Consider the following 19,148-nt stretch of genomic DNA (forward strand, 5'->3'; position numbering starts at 1 on the left):
ATCTCATTGAGAGAAGCGATAGTATAAAACAATCTCCTTATGATGTCCAGCTATGTAGAAATGACTTGTCATAATATCCAAGTCTTAAGAAGCCAAGTTCGGCGGAATTCTAGGGCTCATGCGCGATCGCGGCGAATCGCCCTTACTGTGCATGCGCTTGTCCGAGCTCGCTGAAATTTACTGTTCGACAAGTTGCCGGCAAGCTCTGCCGTAGCCGCCAAGGCCTTTGGGACTGCTCATCCGTCAATTAATTCCCGTCGCTTCACTCGATTGCTGATCTTCACGTAAAAAAGCCCGCAACGTCATCCGTTGCAGGCTATTTCGATCTGCCTTGATTGTGTGGCTAGCCGGAGCGGGATTTCAAGCCCGACGCAGCCGCCTGCGCATCACTTCATCGCGCCGAACACCTTGCCGATGATGGCGCTGCCGGCGCCGACAGGGTCGCGGCGGATGCTCTTTTCCTCTTCGCCGATCATGAAGAAGAGGCCGTCCAGCGCGCGCTGGGTGACATAGGTTTCGACGGTGGCCTGATCGCCGGACACCAGACCGGTCTTGGCGACCTGCCCCATGGTGGCGTTGTATTTGGCGGACAGGCCGTTGCGATCGGTGACGCCCTTGACGATGGGCAGGAATTTGCTGCTGAGCTGCGAAGAAGTTTTCTGGCGGAAGAAATCGGTGACCGAGGTCTCGCCGCCGCTCAGGATGTTCTTGGCGTCGCTCACCGACATCGACTTCACGGCATCCAGCAGCAGCGGTTTGGCCATCGGCACGGCCGACTCGGCGGCGCGGTTCATCGATACGACCAGCTCATCGACCTTCTGGCCCTGGCCGGTCATGCGCAGCAGCGGCATGGCCTGCTCCAGCGCACCAGGCAACTTGATCTTGACCTGATCGTTGGCGAGAAAGCCGTCCTGCTTGCCTAGTTTGGACACGGCGACCGATGCGCCCTTCTCCAGCGCGGCCTTGAGACCGCTGGTGGCGTCCTGATTGCTGATGTCGGACAGCGAAAATGCATAGCTGCGCGAGCTGATGCTCAGCAGGCTGGCGCCGAACATGGCGGTGCCGGAAGCGGCGATCAGGGTTTTCAAAGTCAGGCGGCGCAAACGGAAGCTCATTGCTACTCCAGAAATCGGATGGGAAAGCACGCATGATAGCGCGCCGGACGATGCGCTTCCTGATTTGCCCTGAGCGCGGGACAAATCTCCGACGGCATGCAGCTTGGATCAAGAAAATTCCGGAAGCAGGAATGAAAAAACGCCGCAAGCGGCGTCTTTTCATTCACTGCAATCCATGTGCGCTTAGCCTGCGTGGCCGCGCGTCAGTTCCAGGCCGGCGTTGCGCGGCAGCTTGCCGCTGACCGGCACCGAGGCGATGGAGAACAGACCGATCACCACGAAGGCCGGCCAGAAATCGGCCTCGACGATAGTGGCATGGCCCTGAATATAGTTTGAGGCCTGCAGCACCAGACCAGCGATAGTCACGCCCATGCCCAGCGACAATTGCTGGATCACGCTGGCCAGACTGGTGACGCGGCCGGCATCGCGGCTGTCGATGTCAGCATAGGCGATGGAGTTGAGGCAGGTGAATTGCAGCGCTGGGAACACACCGCCCATCAGCACGATGGCGGCGATCAGCAGATACGGCGTATGCGCGCTGAAGATGCCGTAAGCCGCCAGCGCGAAACCGGCAAACACCGCATTGACCATCAGCGTGGTGCGGAAGCCGTAACGGCGCAGCACCGAGGTGGCGATCAGCCGCATGAACAGCGAACCGAAGGCGGAGGCGCAGGTAATCGTGCCGGCTTCGAAAGCAGTCATGCCCAGCCCCTCCTGCAAGGCCAGCGGCAGCAGGAAAGGCACGGCGCCCAGACCGATGCGGAACAGCGAACCGCCCATCACGCTGGCATGCAAGGTGGGAATCTTCAGCAGCCGGAAATCCAGCAGCGGATGAGGCACGCGCGCCGCATGCCGCCAGTACATCGCCAGCGCAATGGCGCCGATCACGCACATCAGAATCGGCACCGACTGCGGCACCAGATGGCCGCCGAACAACGACAGGCCGAGCATGATCAAGGCAGCGCCGACCGAAGTCAGGATGAAGCCCTTGACGTCCAGCGGCGCGGCATCCGGCTCGACGAAATTCTCGATGAAGCGGCCGGCCAGATACAGGCCGAGCATGCAGAAGGGAATATTGATCAGGAAAATCCAGCGCCAGTGGAAATAGGTGGTGATGAAACCGCCCAGCGGCGGCCCGACTACGGGGCCGACCAGCGCCGGCAGGGTCAGATAGCTGACCGCTTTCACCAGCTCTGCTTTGGTTACCGAACGCGCGATGATCACGCGCCCCACCGGCACCATCATGGCGCCGCCTATGCCCTGCAGAAAACGCGCGGCGACGAAGGTGAACAGCGAATTGGACAAGGCGCACAGAATCGAGCCGCCCATGAACACCAGCATCGCCGAACGAAAGATGGTGCGTGCGCCCAGCTTGTCGGCCATCCAGCCGGACACCGGAATGAACACGCCGAGCGCGGCAACATAGGCGGTCAGCGCCAGTTTGAGCGTAATCGGATCCTGGTTGAGGTCGCGCGCGAGAGCGGGCAAGGCGGTGGCGAGTACGGTGGCGTCCATGTTTTCCATGAACAAGGCACAACCGACTATAAGCGGGACTAACAGTGAGGGAGGCACGATGCAGCGCTTGGAAGTGGAGCATGCTGCTCCGAAGGCATCAAAGTTTACACCACTTGCCCGTTTCCTGCCCGCCGCGGCCCGCCCGCTTCCCATTCATTGGGAATCTGGCGCAACTGCGAGCGCATCATGTTGCGGATGCGATACGTAGTTGCTCTTGTTGCAAGCAGTGCGCATCGAGCGCACACCGCTCGTTTCTTCAGTCGAAAAAGCGGCTCGGCACGATGCCGAAATGCCGGCGGAACATCGCCGTGAATGCACTCTGGCTGTTGTAGCCGTGGGCCAGCGCGACGTCGATCACCTTGTCGCCGCGCGCCAGCTGCTCCAGCGCCAGCAGCAGCCGCGCCTGCTGGCGCCAGTGGCCGAATCGCATGCCGGTCTGACGCAGAAACATGCGATGGAAGGTGCGCGTGGCAATGCCGAGCTGGGCGGCATGCATGCCCACCGTGGTCGGCTCATCGGGTTGCGCCATCAGCGTCGAACAGATCGCACGCAGGCCGGCATCGGCCGGCAACGGCAGATACAGCGGCAGCACCGGCACCGAACGCAGCTCATGCACCAGCAGCCGCAGCAAATGCCAGTCGCGCGAATCAGCTTCCAGCTCAGGGCCGATGCCGACTGCCGCAACGATCAGCTCGCGCAGCAGAGGATGTATCTCCAGCACGCAGCTCTGCTGCGGCAGGCCGGGCCAGCCCGGGGACGCTCCGACCGGCCCGGCATTGACGAATACCGTCCGCATCTTGACGTCGCCGCGCATGCGCACCTGATGATCGACTTCCGGCTGCAGCCAGACGCCGCGCGTCGGCGGCACCACCCAGCGGCCGTCGGCGGTTTCCACCGTCAGCACGCCTTCGATCGCATACAGCAATTGCGCGTAAGCATGGCGATGCGCCTCGATCACATGCCCGTGCGGATAGTCGATGGCCAGCGCCGCAGCGGGCGCGTTGGCGTCGATCAGATGGTGATAGTTGCGGGTATCCATGTCGCGGATCAGTGCGCCTCGTGCAGTGTGTTTTTCCTTGAGATAGGACTGGAAGATACGACTGGATCAGCGACTCAATCGCGTTCCTGATCCAGCAGGCTCAGCCGCATCACGATGCCGCCCGCTGCCAGCAAGGCGCCCGGCGCCAGCACAGCGTTGGCGCCAACGCGGCTGCCGTCGCCCAGCACGGCGCCGAACTTGTTGCAGCCGGTACGCACCAGTTCCTTGCCGATGCGCACGATGATCTCCTTGTCGGCGCGTTCGTTACGGTAATTCGCCACCACGCTGCCGGCCTCCAGATTGACGTCGCGTCCGATCAGCGAGTCGCCCACGAAGTTGAAGTGAGCCAGCTTGGAGCCGGCCAGCATGAAGCTGGATTTGAGTTCCGCGCCCTGGCCGATGATGCAATCGCCTTCCAGCCAGATACCGCCGCGCAGCAGCGAACCGGCGCCGACAAAACAACCGGGGCCGATGATGGCCGGTCCCTTGACGATGGCGCCCGCTTCCACCTCGCTGCTGCGGTGCACCGCCACATCGCCGCGGATCAGGTAGTCGGCCTCCGGCAGACTGGCCTGCAGCGCGCGCACGTGCTCAATCGCGTTGGTCGTCAGCTCCCAGGGCAAGGCGTCGGCCAGCGAGGGCAGCAAGCTCGGGAAGGCCGCGATGTAATCGGAAATTTTCAAGATGGCAGTCATGCCGGGTCTCCTCTCAGAGTTGTCGTTTTTGAATATCTGAATGGCCGTTGCGGGGCTGGCCGAACAGACCACCGTTTGAGGTGAGCGCCGGGATCGGAATCCGCGGGCCTGGACTCACTGCGCCATGGCAAGTGAATCGGCAACTTGCAGCCGGCGCGGCGCACAGCGCCGACAAGCGCCATTCAGCGATAGCGCAGGCACTCTGTCACTTTTGCAACAGAACGAGGCATCTTAGCACGAGAAGGACTGGCGACAATCCGGCAAGATCGTCTCTGCTCGCCTTGCATCGCGTCCGCCCGGGCCGCTCGAGAAGCGCGGCCTGCGCCAGCGACCGGCGCATTCATCGCCCCCTATCCACTTCTTTATCGGGATTTCGCATGCCGTTCAGCTCTTACCTTTACCCCTTCCTCGCCATCGTGCTGTGGGCCGGGAACGTGATTGTTTCCAAACTCGCCGCTTCGGCCATCGCGCCGACCGCGATCACCTTTTACCGCCTGATTCTGGTGCTGATACTGATGAGCCCCTTCATGCTGCGTCCGCTGTGGCGCAATCGCGCGCAGATTCGCCGCCACTGGTGGCAACTGGCCCTGTCCGGGCTGCTGGCGATGGCCCTGTTTCAAAGTCTGTCGTATCGCGCCGCCGAAAGCACCACCGCCACCAACATGGCGATCGTGACCGCGCTGATCCCGTTGCTGACGGCGCTGCTGAGCGTGATCGTGCTGGGCGAGGCGGTAACCCTGGGCATGGCCGGCGGCGGTCTGCTGTCCTTTGCCGGATTGCTGTATCTGGTGGGACGCGGCGATCCCGGCGCCATCCTGCGCGAGGGCGTGCACATGGGCGATCTGCTGATGCTGCTGGCGGCCGCTTCGTATGCGCTGTACGGCGTGTTGCTGCGTCACTGGAAGCTCAGCATTCCGGTATGGCAGGCGGTCTACATGCAAGCCATCGCAGCGCTGGTGTTCATGCTGCCGCAGTTCCTGCTGCTGCCGGCCGGGAGCGCCGCGCTGGATGCGCGCACCTTGCCGCTGATCGGCTATTCCGGCATCGGCTCCTCTATCCTGTTGTCCTTCCTGTGGATAGAAGGCGTCAAGAAACTGGGCCCGACCCGCTGCAGCATTTTCATCAATCTGTTGCCGGTGCTGACGGCGGTGTTCGCCATCCTGTGGCTGCATGAAAGCATGCAGGCCTACCATCTGATCGGCGGCGGCGTGGCGCTGGCCGGCGTGCTGCTGACGCAGATGGTGCAACGGCCGCTGTTCGGGTCGCGCGCGGGCGCGGTCTGAGGGCAGGTTCTGCGTCAGGCGAAGGCCGACGCTAGAATAGCTGCCTGAACCTTCCCCGCTATGCTCATCCACGATGCTGCGCAAATCGTCTGAACCCGCCATGCAAGTCGCCTGTCCGTCGCCGCAAAGCAGCGAGGACAGGCGCGGCAGTGTCGAACGCAATGCCGCCGCCGGCGACTGGATCAGCCGCTCCCCGCAGCAAGGCAGCGTGGAACGCATCGAAGCCTTCTTTCACGGCCACGGTTACGCGCCGCACCGCCACGATACCTACGCCATCGGCCGCACGCTGGCCGGCGTGCAGTCATTCTCGTACCGGCGCAATGTGCGGCACAGCCTGCCCGGCTACACCATCGTGCTGCATCCGGACGAGCTGCATGACGGCCGCGCCAGCACCGATGAAGGCATCCGCTATCGCATGGTCTACATCCAGCCGGCGCTGCTGCAGCAGGCGCTGGGCGGCAGCGCCCTGCCCTTCGTGGCCGATGGCTTGTCGACCGATCCACGCCTGTTCGCCGCCAGCCAGACGCTGCTGCGCGGCATGCAGCATCCGCTCGCACCGCTGGAGCAGGACGATGCCCTGCTCGATCTGGCGCTGGCCCTGCAAGCGGTCGGCGGCACGCGCAGCCGTCCCGGAAAAAGCGGCGATTTCCGTGCCGCGCAACTGGCCCGCGAATATCTGCACGACCAGTTGGAACACAGCATCAGTCTGGATCGACTGGCGGCAGTTGCCGGCCGCGATCGCTGGGCGCTGACGCGCGACTTCCGCAGCTATTTCGGCACCAGCCCCTACCGTTACCTGACCATGCGCCGCCTCGATCTGGCGCGACGCCTGATGCTGCAAGGGCAGCCGCTGGCCGAGGTCGCGGCGAATGCCGGCTTTGCCGACCAGAGCCACATGACGCGCCAGTTTGGCCAGGCCTTCGGTCTGCCGCCGGCGCGCTGGCTGCGGATACAGCGCACGGCCGCGCGCTGAAGCGAATGCCTGATCGACAGCGCGGCAGGCCACGCTCAGTCCCGACCTGCACGCGATGGAAAACTGCACAATCGTTCAAGACTGCGGCGCGATCCGAGGGCTAAGCTGGCCGCCCGTGTATCGATCAGGAAACGCCCATGAATCATTCAACCCATTCCGATAATGCCGCCGCGCAAACCGCAGCGGAAAACCCCGCACCGATCCGCACGCGCATCGCGCTGGTGATCCGCGACGACCTGCCGGTCTGGAAGAAACTCAATGTCACCGCTTTTCTGTCCAGCGGCATCGCAGCCTGCGACGAACCGCTAGTCGGCGACAAGTATGTCGACGCCGACGGCCGCAATTATTTCCCGATGTTCGCGCAGCCCGTGGTGGTCTACGGCGCCAGCGCCGAGGACATGCGCCGCGTGTTCGGCCGTGCGCTGGAACGCGATCTGAAGATGGCCCTCTTTGCCGACGAGCTGTTCGCCACCGGCAACGATCTCGACAACCGCGCGGCGATTGCCGCCATCCGCACCGATGCGCTCAATCTGGCCGGCTTCGGCGTAACCGGCGGCGCTTCGCAGATCGACAAGGCATTGAAAGGATTGAAATTGCATCCCTGAAATCTGAGCGCGCAGATCCGGCGGCGCCCTTTCCTGAGGGCGCCGGCGAGGCCGGACTCCGGCATTTGCGCTTCAAGGAACAGGAACCAAGCCGGGCATTTCGGCTCAATGCAAGGTCGCGCCGCTCAATCAAGAACGGCGCGACCTTTTTCAACTCGCGGAGCTCCGATGACAAACAACAATGACACGCATAGCAAGACCCTCGGCTACCTGCTCTGGATTTTCGGCTTTACCGGCTCGCATCGTTTCTACTATGGCAAGCCGGTCACCGGCACCATCTGGTTTTTCACGCTGGGCCTGTTCGGCATAGGCTGGATCATCGATCTGTTTCTGATCCCCTCCATGGATCGCCAGGCGGATCAGCGCTTCGTCGGCGGCGAAGCAAATTATTCCGTGGCTTGGCTGCTGTTGACCTTCCTCGGCATTTTCGGCCTGCATCGCATGTATCTCGGCAAATGGCTGAGCGGCATTCTGTATCTGTGCACCGGCGGCATTTTCCTGCTGGGCGTGCTTTACGATTTCTGGACTTTGAATTCGCAGATTTCGGAACGCAACCACGGCACGCGCGGCAGCAATTGAGAGGCTGTTGCACCACAGATGAACCGACGATAAAACACGGATAAAGAAGATAAAAAAAGCCCGCCCTCTTTCGAAGGCGGGCTTCCCCACTGCCATTACATCTACTGCTTGCTGCTCCCCCGACTACCTCTTTCTCGTCACGCTATTGAGTCAAGCTTTAACATTCTGATTTCAACTCAAAGCGCCACATCGATGCAGACATTCTGAACGGTTCGAAACGGCTCCGAAATCAGAAAAATCTCAAAATTGTTTGATGAAAAATCGATGAGGCCGAGTATTCCCCACTTCGCCGATCAGCAGTAGATTTAGAAAGATTTATGAGGAAAATATCGAAATTATTCGATATTGATCTGGCCCGTCCTGATTTGCGCCAAGGCCTGTATCAGTCTCCGCGAATCCGCAGATACGTGGCAAAACGCGGGATGCCGCCGGCGTGCCTGCCGCGATAGCGATACGTCACGATGCTGCCGATTTCCGGCGGATTGCGGCGCAAGGCATCGCTGAGGCCGCTACCCAGTTTGAAGCGCACGCCCTCAAGCGTTTCCACCAGCAGCGCGCCCAGCATGCCCTGATATTTCCCCTTGCCCGGCAAATGCGCCACCACCCGCGCTTCCGCGTCGTCCTGCGGCTTGAACTTGAGCAAATCGTCGTTGCGCTCGGCGCGATACAAGGAGCCGCCGCGATGCAGCATCAGGCCTTCACCGCCCTGTTTTTCAAGCGCGTCCAGCATGCGTGCCAGTGCTGCATGATCCGCCACCCGGTGCTGCGGCACGACCTTCATCCACGGCTGCTTCAGGGCCGCCGCCAGTTCGATCAAGAGCAGCTGGCGGCGATCAAACACTTCTTCACTGCCGGGCAGATCAAACAGCATGAATGAAATCTGACGCCAGGCGGCATCGTCGGGCTTGTCGCGCCGCACTGCCGATACGGCGAATTCGAAACGGCCGCGGCCGGCCCATAATTCGCCGTCCAGAGGCTGCGACGGCCAGCCGCGCGTGAACCATTCGGGCGCATGAATCTCTTCGCCGCCGCGGGTCAGCAAGCGATGCCCGTTCCAATAGCCGCGCACGCCATCGTATTTTTCGCTGACCCAGTAATCCGACAGAGGAATACCCTTGCGATAAGGGTTGGCCAGCATCAGAGGCGGCCGGCTTGCGGAAAAGACCGGCGACGCGCGCATCAGCGCGAGCGATGCCAGGGACCAGGAAAGTGCTGAAAGCGGCAGACGCTTCAATGTCTGCCGGCGCGCGGCGGAAACCGGCAAGTTGACCGAGCTTGGGAAAGAGGCTGCATCAGGCTTGTGGGCCGGCGTCCGGCCCGGAGCCTTGCGCGGCAAAGGGGAAGCCGGACGCGGGCTTGGTGGCACGTCCTGATGACATCTCAAACCTGGGCAGACAGCGCGCAAGCCAGTCCGTGAAAGGATGAAACAAGCACATGAAAAATCAGACGCCCGGCAGCGCATGCAGGAAAGCATGCGCCACATCAGCGCTACCGGAAGAAGAAAGAGCCTGGGCAGAACAGCCCTGAAGCGGCGAAGGACAAACATGCTTTTCCATTTCTTCCCGCCCTGAAAGAATGGGCATCAGCATGCCGATGCCCGGGTTAGTGTTCGCCCGGCTTTTCTTTTTTGGCCGGTGCGTCCGATTTATCCTGCTTGAATCGTGTCACCAGCAGTTGATTGATTTTATTGCCCTCGATATCGACCGCCTCGAATTTGAAATCCGAAAACAGGACAAAATCGGTTTTCTTCGGAATCTTGCGCAGCATGTACATGATGAAGCCGGCCAGCGTTTCATAGCCGACCGGGTTGGGATACTCCTCGATGTCGAGTTCATTCATTACTTCGCCCAGCGGCGTGAGGCCGTCCATCAGCCATGAATTTTCATCGCGCCGCACGATCTGCTGCTCCTCATCCGGCATGCTCAGCAGATTGCCCATCAGCACACCGGTGACGTCGGTAATGCTGATGATGCCGACCACCAGCGCATATTCATTGACCACGATCGCCAGGTCTTCATCCATGGCCTTCATGCGCTCCAGCACTTCCCACAGATTCAGGCTGTCCGGAATCGACAGCGGGCTGTGCACCAGCCCCTTGTCATTGAGTGAAAAACGCTCGCCCTTGAGCAGGCGCTTGAGCACGTCCTTGCTGTCGATATAGCCAAGCACGGCGTCGATGTGGCCGTCGCATACCAGGAAGCGCGAATGGGGATGATCGATGATCTTCTGGCGTATGGTTTCTTCGCTGTCGTTCATCAGAAAGTAGACGATGCTTTCGCGCGGCGTCATGGCGGACGGTACGTAGCGGGTTTCCAGCTCGAACACGTTTTCGATCAGATGATGCTCCTGATGCAGCAGCACCCCGGCTTGGGCGCCGGCATCCATCATGGCGTGGATTTCACTGGGTGTGATCACTTCAGTCCGCACCTGCGGCAAGCCCAGCAGCGTGAAAAAGGCCTTGGACAAGCCGTTGAAAAACCAGACCAGCGGCCGGAACAGATTCTCCAGCACCAGCATGGGCTTGACCAGAAACACGGCGGCACGCTCGGGCGCCGCCATCGCCAGACGCTTGGGCATGAGGTCGGCGAACAGAATGAACACCGACGTCACGATCAGGAAGGAGCCGGCGAAACTGATGTTCTCCAGCCAGGCGCCCTGATAGAAGTTTTCCAGCACGCCACGAATATGCGGCGTCAGTGCCGGCTCGCCGACCACACCGCCCAGAATCGCTACCGCATTCAGGCCAATCTGCACCACCGTGAAGAAGTTGCCGGGCTGCGCCTGCAGCGCCAGCACGCGATCGGCATTCTGCTCCCCTTCCTTGGACATCATCTCCAGACGGATCTTGCGCGCGGCGGCAATCGAGATTTCGGCGCAGGAGAGAAAGGCGCTGATGACGATCAGCAGAAGGATTAATAACAGGCTGACAAAAATGCTCATTTTTTTCTTATCTCTTTGATTTGATTCCTTATTCTCTCGCGCAACGAGGGTAAAACGCAAATCAGCCTGGGCGGGCAAGCGTTTTCCAGACGAACATGCCGTGGCGGCTATCCCTTCCCCGATAAGGCTTGGCGCCGGATTTACTTGCGTAAAAGGATGGTATCCCTGGAATGCGATTGCGCCTCACATCGAGGTACAGGGGCGAAATCGAGGACAGGCTGCAGGCGCAGGAAGCCCGGTTTGAAAAATGCATCCGAGGAAAAACAACAGCCAGGCGACAATGCCGCTGCAGTCGCCTCCCTCAATAGACATCGCGCCGATACAAACCCTGCTCCGCCATTGCGATCAGCCGGTCTTCGCCGAGGATGTCTTCCAGTGCGGCATTGACGCCGGTCGCCATGCCCTGCAGGCTGCCGCAAACGTAGACGGCGGCACCTTGTGCGACCCAGGTCTGCAGTTCTTCGGCGGCTTCGCGCAGGCGATCCTGCACATAGATGCGCTGCGGCTGATCGCGCGAGAACGCCAGATCGACGCGTTGCAAAATCCCCTTGGCATGCCAGGCCTCGATTTCTTCCTGGTGGAAGAAATCGCCGGCGCGGGTGCGTTCGCCGAACAGCAGCCAGTTGCGATGCCGGCCGGCCAGAGCACGCGCCTTGATGTGGGCGCGCAGGCCGGCCAGGCCGGTGCCGTTGCCGATCAGGATCAGCGGGCGGGCATCGGGCGGCGTGTGAAAACCGCTGTTGGCGCGCACGCGCAAGGCAATTTCTCCACCCAGGTGCGCGTATTCGGTCAGCCAGCCTGAGCCCAGCCCGAGGCGGCCGTCGGCTTGCGTCATCTGGCGTACCAGCAATTCCAGCGCCCCGTCCTGCGGCAGCGAAGCGATCGAATATTCGCGATGCGGCAATTGGTGTAGCTGTTGCAAAAGCTGCTGCGGCGGCAAGCCTTGCAAGACAGCCTGCTCGCCGGCCGAGTGCGGCAAGCAGCGGCTGGCGAGCGCCTGCGCCAGCGTGCAATGCTGCGGATCCGGGCGGTCGGCGGCCGGGCCGGCTAAATCGCCATCGACGACCGGCTGCGCTCCATCCAAATGCATTTTCTGCAGCCATTCTTCAACCACGGTCGGCGCATGGCGTGGGCCGATTTCGGCGATGTCGCCGGCCTGCCAGGCCGCCGTGTCTATCGCCCCCGAAACCGCACGCAAACCGAGATGAAATGCCGCACCGCCGGCACTGCCGGGGTTGAGCAGACGGCGCTCGTTCAGTATCCATTTTTCGTAATGCGGCGCGCTCCAGTCGGCCAGCGCGCGATTGCCGCTGAGTACGCCCAGCTGATGCTGCCAGTGGCGCAAGGCGCCTTCATCGGCATTATCGACTTCCACGATATCGAACAAGGGCTGCGCATGTTGCTGGCGCAGCCAATGATCCAGCGCGTGGCCGAAAGAGCAGTAATGCGCATAGCTGCGGTCGCCCAGCGCCAGCAGACCATAACTCAATGAATTCAGTGCGCCGGGGGATGAGCCGGCAGAATCGGAAGCCCTCATGCGCCGCGCGAATCCGGCGGCGCTGTCCGGCGCATCGCCTTCGCCGGTGGTGCTGACGATGAACAGCGCCCGCGAGCCGGGCGCCAAGGCGCCCAGGTCTTCATGCTTCAATCTCCCCAGCGGGACGACGCGCACCGCCATGCCGCCGGCCCGTAAGCTGTCGGCGCTGCGCAGTGCCAGCTGTTCGGCAAAACCGGTCTGGCTGGCGAAGGCCAGCAAGGTGACTGCATCGCCCTCACGTGCCTCACGCGCCTCGCTTGCCGAGCGGCCTTCAGGGGCGGCAGGCGCAATATTCCAGGCCAGCTCCATTTCACGCTGGCGGCGCTTGTGCGTAAGCGCGGTGGTCAGGCAAAACACCAGGTAGAACAAAACGATCAGCGCCGCGATGATCCAGCGGCCGTTGCGGCTATCGAGCAGCGGCGAATGCAGCAGGCTCCAGGTGGCAAGTACGGCCGCAAACACTGCAACCGGCGTGCGCCAGGACGACAAGCGGGATACGGCGCATGGGGAGAGCGGCGTTTTTTTCTTCATCTGTGGCTTCGTCTATTGCTCGGTCTTTCACTTCATCTCTCGGAGACCATGCCGGCGCCGATCGCCGGCAGGTCAGCACTTAATCCAGCATCGCCGCAAAGGCCGGCGTCATGCTTTCGATGAAGCGTCCCTTGCTGTCCTCGGGATTGCAAATGAACAAGGCGGCGATATTGCGTTCGCGCGCGAAGGCCATGCCCGCCGGTTCGCCCAGTACCGTGAGCACCGTCGCCAGCGCATCGGCCACCATGCATTGCGGATGCAACACCGTCACCGAGGCAACATCGTTTTGCACCGGTCGTCCGCTGCGCGGGTCGATGGTGTGGGCGTAGCGGCCGCCATTGATATCGAAATGCCTGCGATAGTCGCCGGAGCTGGCAATCGACAAACCATGCAAGGCGGCCACGATCGCTGATTCATGCTGATCGCCAGGCGGTCTTTCCAGCGCCACCCACCAGGGTTGCCGGTCGGCCTTGGTGCCGAAACCGCGCAGCTCGCCGCCGATTTCCACCAGATAGCCGGGGCAGCCCAGATCGTGCAAACAGCTTGCAACCAGATCCACCGCATAACCCTTGGCGATGCCGGAAAAGTCCAGATAGGCCCCCCCCGGTTGCTGCACGCGCCGCTGCGCACGGTCGAATGCGATGCGTTGCCAGCCGCAGCGGGCGCCTTGCAGCTCCAGTTCGGCAGCATCCGGCACCTGGCCGAAAGCGGCGCTGCGATCACCATCAGGGCCGAAGCCCCACAAGTTCACCAGCGGGCCGACGCTGGGGTCGTAGGCGCCGTCGCTGTCGAAGGCCATGCTCAGCGCACAGTCCAGCACATCGAAAAACGCGGGAGGCAAGGCATGCCAGCTGCCGGCCTGCGCCCGGTTGTAGCGCGTCAGCAGAGAGTCTTCGGCCCAGGTGCTCATCTGCGCGATCACCAGCTCGAGTTGTGCCTCGATAGCGGCCTGTAACTGAGCGCGCGTCAGATGCGGCGCGCGCATGACATTGACGCGCCAGCTGGTGCCCATGGTGGCGCCGGACAACATCTCGGCTTGCACGCCGGCCGGGAGCATCGGCGGCTGGCTCAGATCGGCGGGAATCAACACACGGTTCATAAGGACATGGAAGTAATTGCTTGCAAAAAATGGCCGCTGGCAGCGCACGCAAAAACGAAAACGGCATCCGCTGCCGGATGCCTGTGTTCTTGCGCAGCGCGCGATCCGGCCCTAACCCGGATCGCGCCTGATGCAACTGCTGACGACGTCGGATCATCAACGTCTTACTGCGGCAGCACTTCCAGTGTTGCCACATAGCTGGAACGACGTTCCCCGGCTTGTGGAATGCTGGTTTTCTGATCGGTCACAGTCGCTTCTATCCAATACATGCCCGGCGACGCCCACTTGACGCTGAACTTGCCGTCGGCATCAGTATTGACCTTGGTATCGAGCAGCTTGTCGCGATAGCGGATGCCGCCCGGCACCACTTCGACTTCAACATTGGCGGCAGGCTTGCCATCCAGCAGCAGACGGAAGCTGGCGCTGTCGCCCACGAACAGGTCGTTGGGGTGGGTGATCGGCTGCAGCTCCAGACCGGCGCCCTTGATTTCCAGCGCGGTCTTGCTCGGCTTGCCTGCAGTGACAAAGGTCTCGATGCGGCCTTGCGACTGCGTCACTTTCAGATCCTGCGCGTCGGCCGGCACTTCCTTGGCGAAGGACTCGGCATTGCCGCGCCAGCGTTTTTGCTGGCCGTTGATCTTGTAGCTGGCGAACAGAGCATTGTTGACCAGCGCCAGCTTGTAGGTGCCGGCTTGCTCCAGATGGACGTCGAAGGTGCTGCGATATTTGCCGGTGGCGGCATTCGCAGCCTGCACGAATTTGCCGTCCGGACCGGTCACGACCAGGCCATCCAGCCTCAACGGGAAATGTTCGAAGAAGAACAGGTCGTTGGACACCGCCGCATCCACCGTCACCCATGGATCGTTGCCCGACAGCACGGTGGCCGAGGGCAGCATCCAGGTGCGGTGCGCATTGGCCGACAACGGCAGGCAGATGCTCAGCGCCAGAACGACGCCCTTGAAGGAAAATTTCATATCGACTCCCGACTTGTTGAAGTTTTATAGTGATGTGGCTGCCGGTCGCGATGTCTCGTGACACCCGTCGACAGGCGAGCCGGAAACTCAGGGTTTCAGATCCAGCGACACCGCGCCGAGCTCGCTCTGACCTTGCGCCTTGGCGTTCTGCGCCGATTTCGGCGGCCATTGGAACGGCAGTTTGACCAGCTCGCGGCCGCCCACCTCGCGCGCAGCCTCAACCATCAGCACGTATTCGCCGGGCGCCAGATCGGCCAGTGCCCCCTTGCCCGAACCGAAATTGAGTTGCTGCTCGCCCGGCGCGCGCGTCGCGCCGCTGACGCCGTCCAGCGGCATCTGCAGATCACGGCCGGCACGACGCCACCATTGACGCATGTCCTTGAGCCACTTCTCGCCTTCCTTGTCCTTCTTCTTGAGGTCGTACCAGACCGCGAGGTTGGCCGCCACACTCTGATCGGCGCGCTCGATCCAGGCCGCCAGATAAGGACGGTGATATTCGGCCACGGTCAGACGCGGCACTTCGATCTTCAGATTCATTTCGGCGGCGTGCGCCGGAACAGCTGCCGCAAACAGTGCGGACATAGCCAGCGCCATTACCGTCGGGCGCAACGATGGGAAGGTGAGTGCTTTCCTTTGCGTCATGAAACAGACCTCGTGAAATAGATGTTGTGAATAGGACTTTTACTTGAATGAATCGGGTAAGACGAATGAATACGACCAATAAATACGACGAATAAGTACGGCGAATAAGTACGGCGAATAGATCAGATGCTTCTGTTTTATCGATGCCGGCACGCCTGCTGCAGGTTGCATGACGGCCTGAGTGCTACTTCGTCTTCAACATGCCGCTGCATGCCAGTGATGAACATCAGTGAATGAACAGAATCGCCAGTAGCAGCGGAACCACCAGGCCGAACATGACAATCGGCCAGGTCGCAGGACGATTGCCGGCATGCAGTTGCAGCAGAAACAACCCGGTGATGCAAAACACCAGACATGCGACAGCAAAAATATCGATGAACCAGCTCCAGGCGTTGCCGGTATTGCGGCCCTTGTGCAGATCGTTGAAGTAGGAGACCCAGCCGCGATCGGTTTTCTCGTACTCGGCCTGGCCATCGCTCAGATCGAACTTGAGCCAGGCATCGCCGCCTGGCCTTGGCAGCGCAACGTAGACTTCGTCTTGCGACCATTCGGCCACCTGCTCGCCGACGCTGGCGGTGAGTTGTGCCGCAGCCCAGTTGCGCAAGGCTGGCGGCAGACTCTGGTCGCGCTTGTCGTGCTTGTCATTTTTGCCGGCCGATGCCTCCTGCCCGGCACGCTGCCTGAGCTGATCCAGCAACACCGGCGGCAAGTTGGCGCGATGAGTGCTGACCTGAGGCTTGGCTTCGATCTGCGCGGAATGATTCAGCGTCAGGCCGGTGGCGGCAAACAGCAGCATGGCAATGAGACAGATGGCGGAACTGATCCAGTGCCATTGATGCAAATGCTTGAGCCAGAACGACCGGCGTTTCTGGTCTGGCATCTTGCTGGCGATGGCGGCATCCCTCATGATCTGCAGGCAACGGCATGAAAACCATGCCGCTCAAATAATAATAATTCTCAATTATAACTTTATTGAGGCGGTGCTTTGTTTCGTATTGCATCTGCATTTACACATGGACATAGAAAGAAACATTGGGAAACAAAGCACGCTTTTTGGGATGGCAGGCATGCCACGCTCTTCTCAGGGCATCGTTCAGCAGCAGCCGAAGTCGGTCGCCTGGCCATTCTCTCGAAGTGCCGAAACATCCGCACTTGCCTAGCTGAATGCCGAACCGCCTGGCTTGCATCAACGCCCTGCAGTTCATCAGAAACGGGTATTCACACTCATCCACAGACGACGGCCATCACCCACGGTGTTGAAGGTCTGCTCATCCAGACGCTTGTCGCCGAGGTTGTAGATCGCAGCATTGAGCGTAGTCGACTTGCTGAGCACATACGAGGTGCCGATGTCGAGCAAGGTATAGCCTTGATACTCCTGGACATTGTTGGCGATCTTCTTGCCTGCGGTTCCGACTCGCAAACCCGCGTTGATTTCCTTGCCGTGATAGTTGAGCGCCGCCCACAGCGTCCACGCATCCGATTGCGCCCAGTCGGCACGGATGTTGAACATGTTTCTGGGGGTGCGCGCAAGCGGATAGCCGTTATAGCTGCCGCCCTTCTGTCTGGAATCGGTAAAGGTGTAATTTGATTTCAGCAACAGCCGGCTGTCGGCCTGCCAGCGCGTATTCAGCTCGACGCCGCGAATGACGGCATTGTCGATGTTGTAGCTGTACCAGAGCCGGTAATTGCGATCCTGCGACCAGCGCGCAATCGAACCATTGGCGTTGTACACCAGCGCATTGCTGACCTTGTCCTTGAATTCGGTGTAGAACAGCGTGACTCCACCCGACAGGCCGGCCTTGTTGTCCCACAGGGCCCCCAGTTCATAACTGGTGCTGGTTTCCGGTTTGATATTGGGATCGCCGAGGATGACGCCGCAGGTACCGCTGGGCGAATAGCTGCAACCGGCGCCGCCGGTGCGATAGGCATAGCCAGGCGAGACTGCACGGATTTCCGGCGCCCGGAAGCCGCGCGAAACGCCGCCCTTGAGCGTCAGATTGTCGTTCGCATGCCAGACCGAATAGAGGCGCGGGCTCCAGTGTTTGCCGTAGATCTGGTGATGGTCCAGACGCAGACCGCCGGTCAGCGACCAGGCCTCGCTCAGCTTCCATTCATCCTCCACGAACAAGGCCTTTTGCGTCACGCTGAAGAGCTCGTTGCGCCCGGTGCGCAGCCCCGGATTCTGATCGCTCAGCTTGCCCTCGCTCCATTGCAGCCCCGCCACCAGCCAATGCGCTCCCAGCGGCATGCTCAGCTTGGCATCCAGCACCGTGTTCTCGATCTTGGGCGCGCGCGGATTCTGGATGAAGCGTTCACTTCCGAACGGGGTTTCCAGATAGTTCTTGCGCTGTCCCTTTTCGAATGACAAGGAGACATCGGAGGTCGCCCAGCCCCAGCGCCCTGTGTGCGACAACGAAAAATGATCGCGCAGATTCTCGTTGTAGGTGTCCTGATCAGTCGGCCCCAGCGTGTGTGAAGAGGCATTGTCACGCCGCGCATTGCTGGTGCCCAGCTCCATCAGAATGTCGTGATCCTTGTTCGGCGTGAGCGACAGGCGCGTGGTGAAATCGGTGTCGAGTGCCTTGTCGTTACCGTCGAGAATGCGGTCCTCCTGACGCTTGTACACCTTGCCCCACATCTGCAATCCGAGTACCTCGGATTTGATCGGCCCGTTGAGATAGAACTGTCCCTGATAGCTGTCGCCGGAATCGCGATGCTGTTGAATGATGCTATCGACGGTGAGAGATCCGCCCCAGTTGGCCGCGACCTTTTTCGTGATGATGTTGATCACCCCGCCCATCGCATCCGAACCATAGAGCGACGACATCGGGCCGCGCACGACCTCGATACGTTCTATCGCATCCAGCGGCGGGATGAAACTCTGCTCGAAACCCGAGTTGCCATTCGGCCGTGCCTCGCGTGTGCTCTGACGTTTGCCGTCGACCAGGATCAGGGTATAGCTGCCGGGCAAACCGCGAATGAAAATATCCTGGGCGCCGGCCACCCCGGTAATCGCCACGCCTTCGGTGCTGCCGAGCGCATCGGTGAGATCGCGAAAGGCTTTCTTGCTCAGCTCTTCCCGCGTGATGACGCTGATGCTGGCCGGCGCATCCACGATCTGCTGTTCAAAACCGGCAGCGGTAACGACCACTTCTTTCAAACCTTGATTTGCGTCGGCTTTCTCAGCCTGTGCAGCATGAGAGAAAGCACCGAGCGCCAACGCAAGAGCTATCGCAAAGTGCAGTCGGCGCGGCGAAAACATGCTTGAAAAATCGCTCTTCGCATTGGCAATGCGCTGCTGGTTTTTGCACGAGATTTTTTGTGTGGGCTTTTGCCTATGTTCTGGCTTATGTTCCTGGCCATCTTCTTGCGGCGTTGGTCTTGCATTCTTTTGCTTCGGCTTGTGCATCGCTACTACCCCGTGATGTGAATGCCGCTCTGCTGTTCTTTTCGGCTCGTCAAAATGGAGCGCGCAAGACTCCCCCTTTAAGCCGATCACGAGATGGCCCACGAAGTCTTTTTGAAAGCGGGTTTTGTTAAAAAGGAAAAGTGCAGATGAGAATTATATGCATCTAGACTTTGCAAAAGTTTGTCAAAGTGTGGCAAGCGAACTGGGTCGAC

17 protein-coding genes are annotated in these 19,148 nt (G+C 60.8%); 4 read left to right on the forward strand and 13 right to left on the reverse strand.

Annotated features, from left to right (window positions below):
• Positions 1-386: 386 nt before the first annotated feature.
• The 4 genes from PQR62_RS00470 to PQR62_RS00485 all read right to left on the reverse strand — a co-directional run bounded on the left by PQR62_RS00470 (position 387) and on the right by PQR62_RS00485 (position 4,364).
• Positions 387-1,055: a DUF4197 domain-containing protein gene (locus PQR62_RS00470; protein WP_408154659.1), complete on the reverse strand. Its 669-nt coding sequence runs from the start codon at positions 1,053-1,055 to the stop codon at positions 387-389.
• Positions 1,056-1,298: 243 nt separating this feature from the next.
• Positions 1,299-2,639 (reverse strand): MFS transporter, encoded by a 1,341-nt coding sequence (locus tag PQR62_RS00475; protein ID WP_408153672.1) that lies wholly within the window; start codon positions 2,637-2,639, stop codon positions 1,299-1,301.
• Positions 2,640-2,886: 247 nt separating this feature from the next.
• Positions 2,887-3,669 (reverse strand): AraC family transcriptional regulator, encoded by a 783-nt coding sequence (locus tag PQR62_RS00480; RefSeq protein WP_408153675.1) that lies wholly within the window; start codon positions 3,667-3,669, stop codon positions 2,887-2,889.
• 74 nt (positions 3,670-3,743) lie between these two features.
• Positions 3,744-4,364: a DapH/DapD/GlmU-related protein gene (locus tag PQR62_RS00485; protein WP_408153677.1), complete on the reverse strand. Its 621-nt coding sequence runs from the start codon at positions 4,362-4,364 to the stop codon at positions 3,744-3,746.
• Between the two features lie 377 nt (positions 4,365-4,741).
• Between PQR62_RS00485 and PQR62_RS00490 the strand changes: the two genes are divergently transcribed.
• The 4 genes from PQR62_RS00490 to PQR62_RS00505 all read left to right on the forward strand — a co-directional run bounded on the left by PQR62_RS00490 (position 4,742) and on the right by PQR62_RS00505 (position 7,804).
• Positions 4,742-5,647, forward strand: a complete 906-nt coding sequence (locus PQR62_RS00490) for a DMT family transporter (protein ID WP_408153679.1) — start codon at positions 4,742-4,744, stop codon at positions 5,645-5,647.
• Positions 5,648-5,747: 100 nt separating this feature from the next.
• The gene (locus tag PQR62_RS00495) at positions 5,748-6,620 is read left to right on the forward strand and encodes an AraC family transcriptional regulator (protein ID WP_408153681.1); all 873 of its coding nucleotides are present in this window, start codon (positions 5,748-5,750) and stop codon (positions 6,618-6,620) included.
• 137 nt (positions 6,621-6,757) lie between these two features.
• Positions 6,758-7,225, forward strand: coding sequence for a DUF2000 family protein (locus tag PQR62_RS00500; RefSeq protein ID WP_408153683.1), 468 nt, complete (start codon positions 6,758-6,760; stop codon positions 7,223-7,225).
• Positions 7,226-7,393: 168 nt separating this feature from the next.
• Complete coding sequence (locus PQR62_RS00505) at positions 7,394-7,804, forward strand: NINE protein (protein ID WP_408153685.1); 411 nt, start codon at positions 7,394-7,396, stop codon at positions 7,802-7,804.
• 382 nt (positions 7,805-8,186) lie between these two features.
• On the opposite strand, the gene PQR62_RS00510 is transcribed toward PQR62_RS00505, so the two are convergent.
• The 9 genes from PQR62_RS00510 to PQR62_RS00550 form a co-directional block, all read right to left on the reverse strand.
• On the reverse strand, positions 8,187-9,002 hold the full coding sequence (locus PQR62_RS00510) for a DNA ligase (protein WP_408154661.1): 816 nt from the start codon (positions 9,000-9,002) through the stop codon (positions 8,187-8,189).
• Positions 9,003-9,246: 244 nt separating this feature from the next.
• Positions 9,247-9,393 carry a hypothetical protein gene (locus tag PQR62_RS00515; protein ID WP_408153687.1) on the reverse strand — a complete coding sequence of 49 codons (147 nt, stop codon included), beginning with the start codon at positions 9,391-9,393 and terminating at the stop codon, positions 9,247-9,249.
• A 13-nt stretch (positions 9,394-9,406) separates the two neighbouring features.
• Positions 9,407-10,744 carry a polyamine export protein PaeA gene (paeA, locus tag PQR62_RS00520; protein ID WP_408153689.1) on the reverse strand — a complete coding sequence of 446 codons (1,338 nt, stop codon included), beginning with the start codon at positions 10,742-10,744 and terminating at the stop codon, positions 9,407-9,409.
• Positions 10,745-11,045: 301 nt separating this feature from the next.
• A complete protein-coding gene (locus PQR62_RS00525) occupies positions 11,046-12,812 on the reverse strand; it encodes a sulfite reductase subunit alpha (RefSeq protein WP_408153692.1) in 1,767 nt (588 codons plus the stop codon).
• A gap of 79 nt (positions 12,813-12,891) precedes the next feature.
• Complete coding sequence (locus tag PQR62_RS00530; RefSeq protein WP_408153694.1) at positions 12,892-13,911, reverse strand: FAD:protein FMN transferase; 1,020 nt, start codon at positions 13,909-13,911, stop codon at positions 12,892-12,894.
• A gap of 164 nt (positions 13,912-14,075) precedes the next feature.
• Positions 14,076-14,885: a DUF4198 domain-containing protein gene (locus PQR62_RS00535; RefSeq protein ID WP_408153696.1), complete on the reverse strand. Its 810-nt coding sequence runs from the start codon at positions 14,883-14,885 to the stop codon at positions 14,076-14,078.
• Between the two features lie 87 nt (positions 14,886-14,972).
• The gene (locus PQR62_RS00540) at positions 14,973-15,467 is read right to left on the reverse strand and encodes a DUF2271 domain-containing protein (protein ID WP_408153698.1); all 495 of its coding nucleotides are present in this window, start codon (positions 15,465-15,467) and stop codon (positions 14,973-14,975) included.
• A 286-nt stretch (positions 15,468-15,753) separates the two neighbouring features.
• Complete coding sequence (locus PQR62_RS00545) at positions 15,754-16,434, reverse strand: PepSY-associated TM helix domain-containing protein (protein WP_408153700.1); 681 nt, start codon at positions 16,432-16,434, stop codon at positions 15,754-15,756.
• 297 nt (positions 16,435-16,731) lie between these two features.
• Entirely contained in the window at positions 16,732-18,678 is a 1,947-nt protein-coding gene (locus PQR62_RS00550; protein ID WP_408154663.1) for a TonB-dependent receptor domain-containing protein, read from the reverse strand.
• Between the last annotated feature and the right edge of the window lie 470 nt (positions 18,679-19,148).

It is taken from the genome of Herbaspirillum lusitanum (genome assembly GCF_046025995.1).
Taxonomy (GTDB): Bacteria; Pseudomonadota; Gammaproteobacteria; order Burkholderiales; family Burkholderiaceae_D; genus Herbaspirillum; species Herbaspirillum lusitanum_A.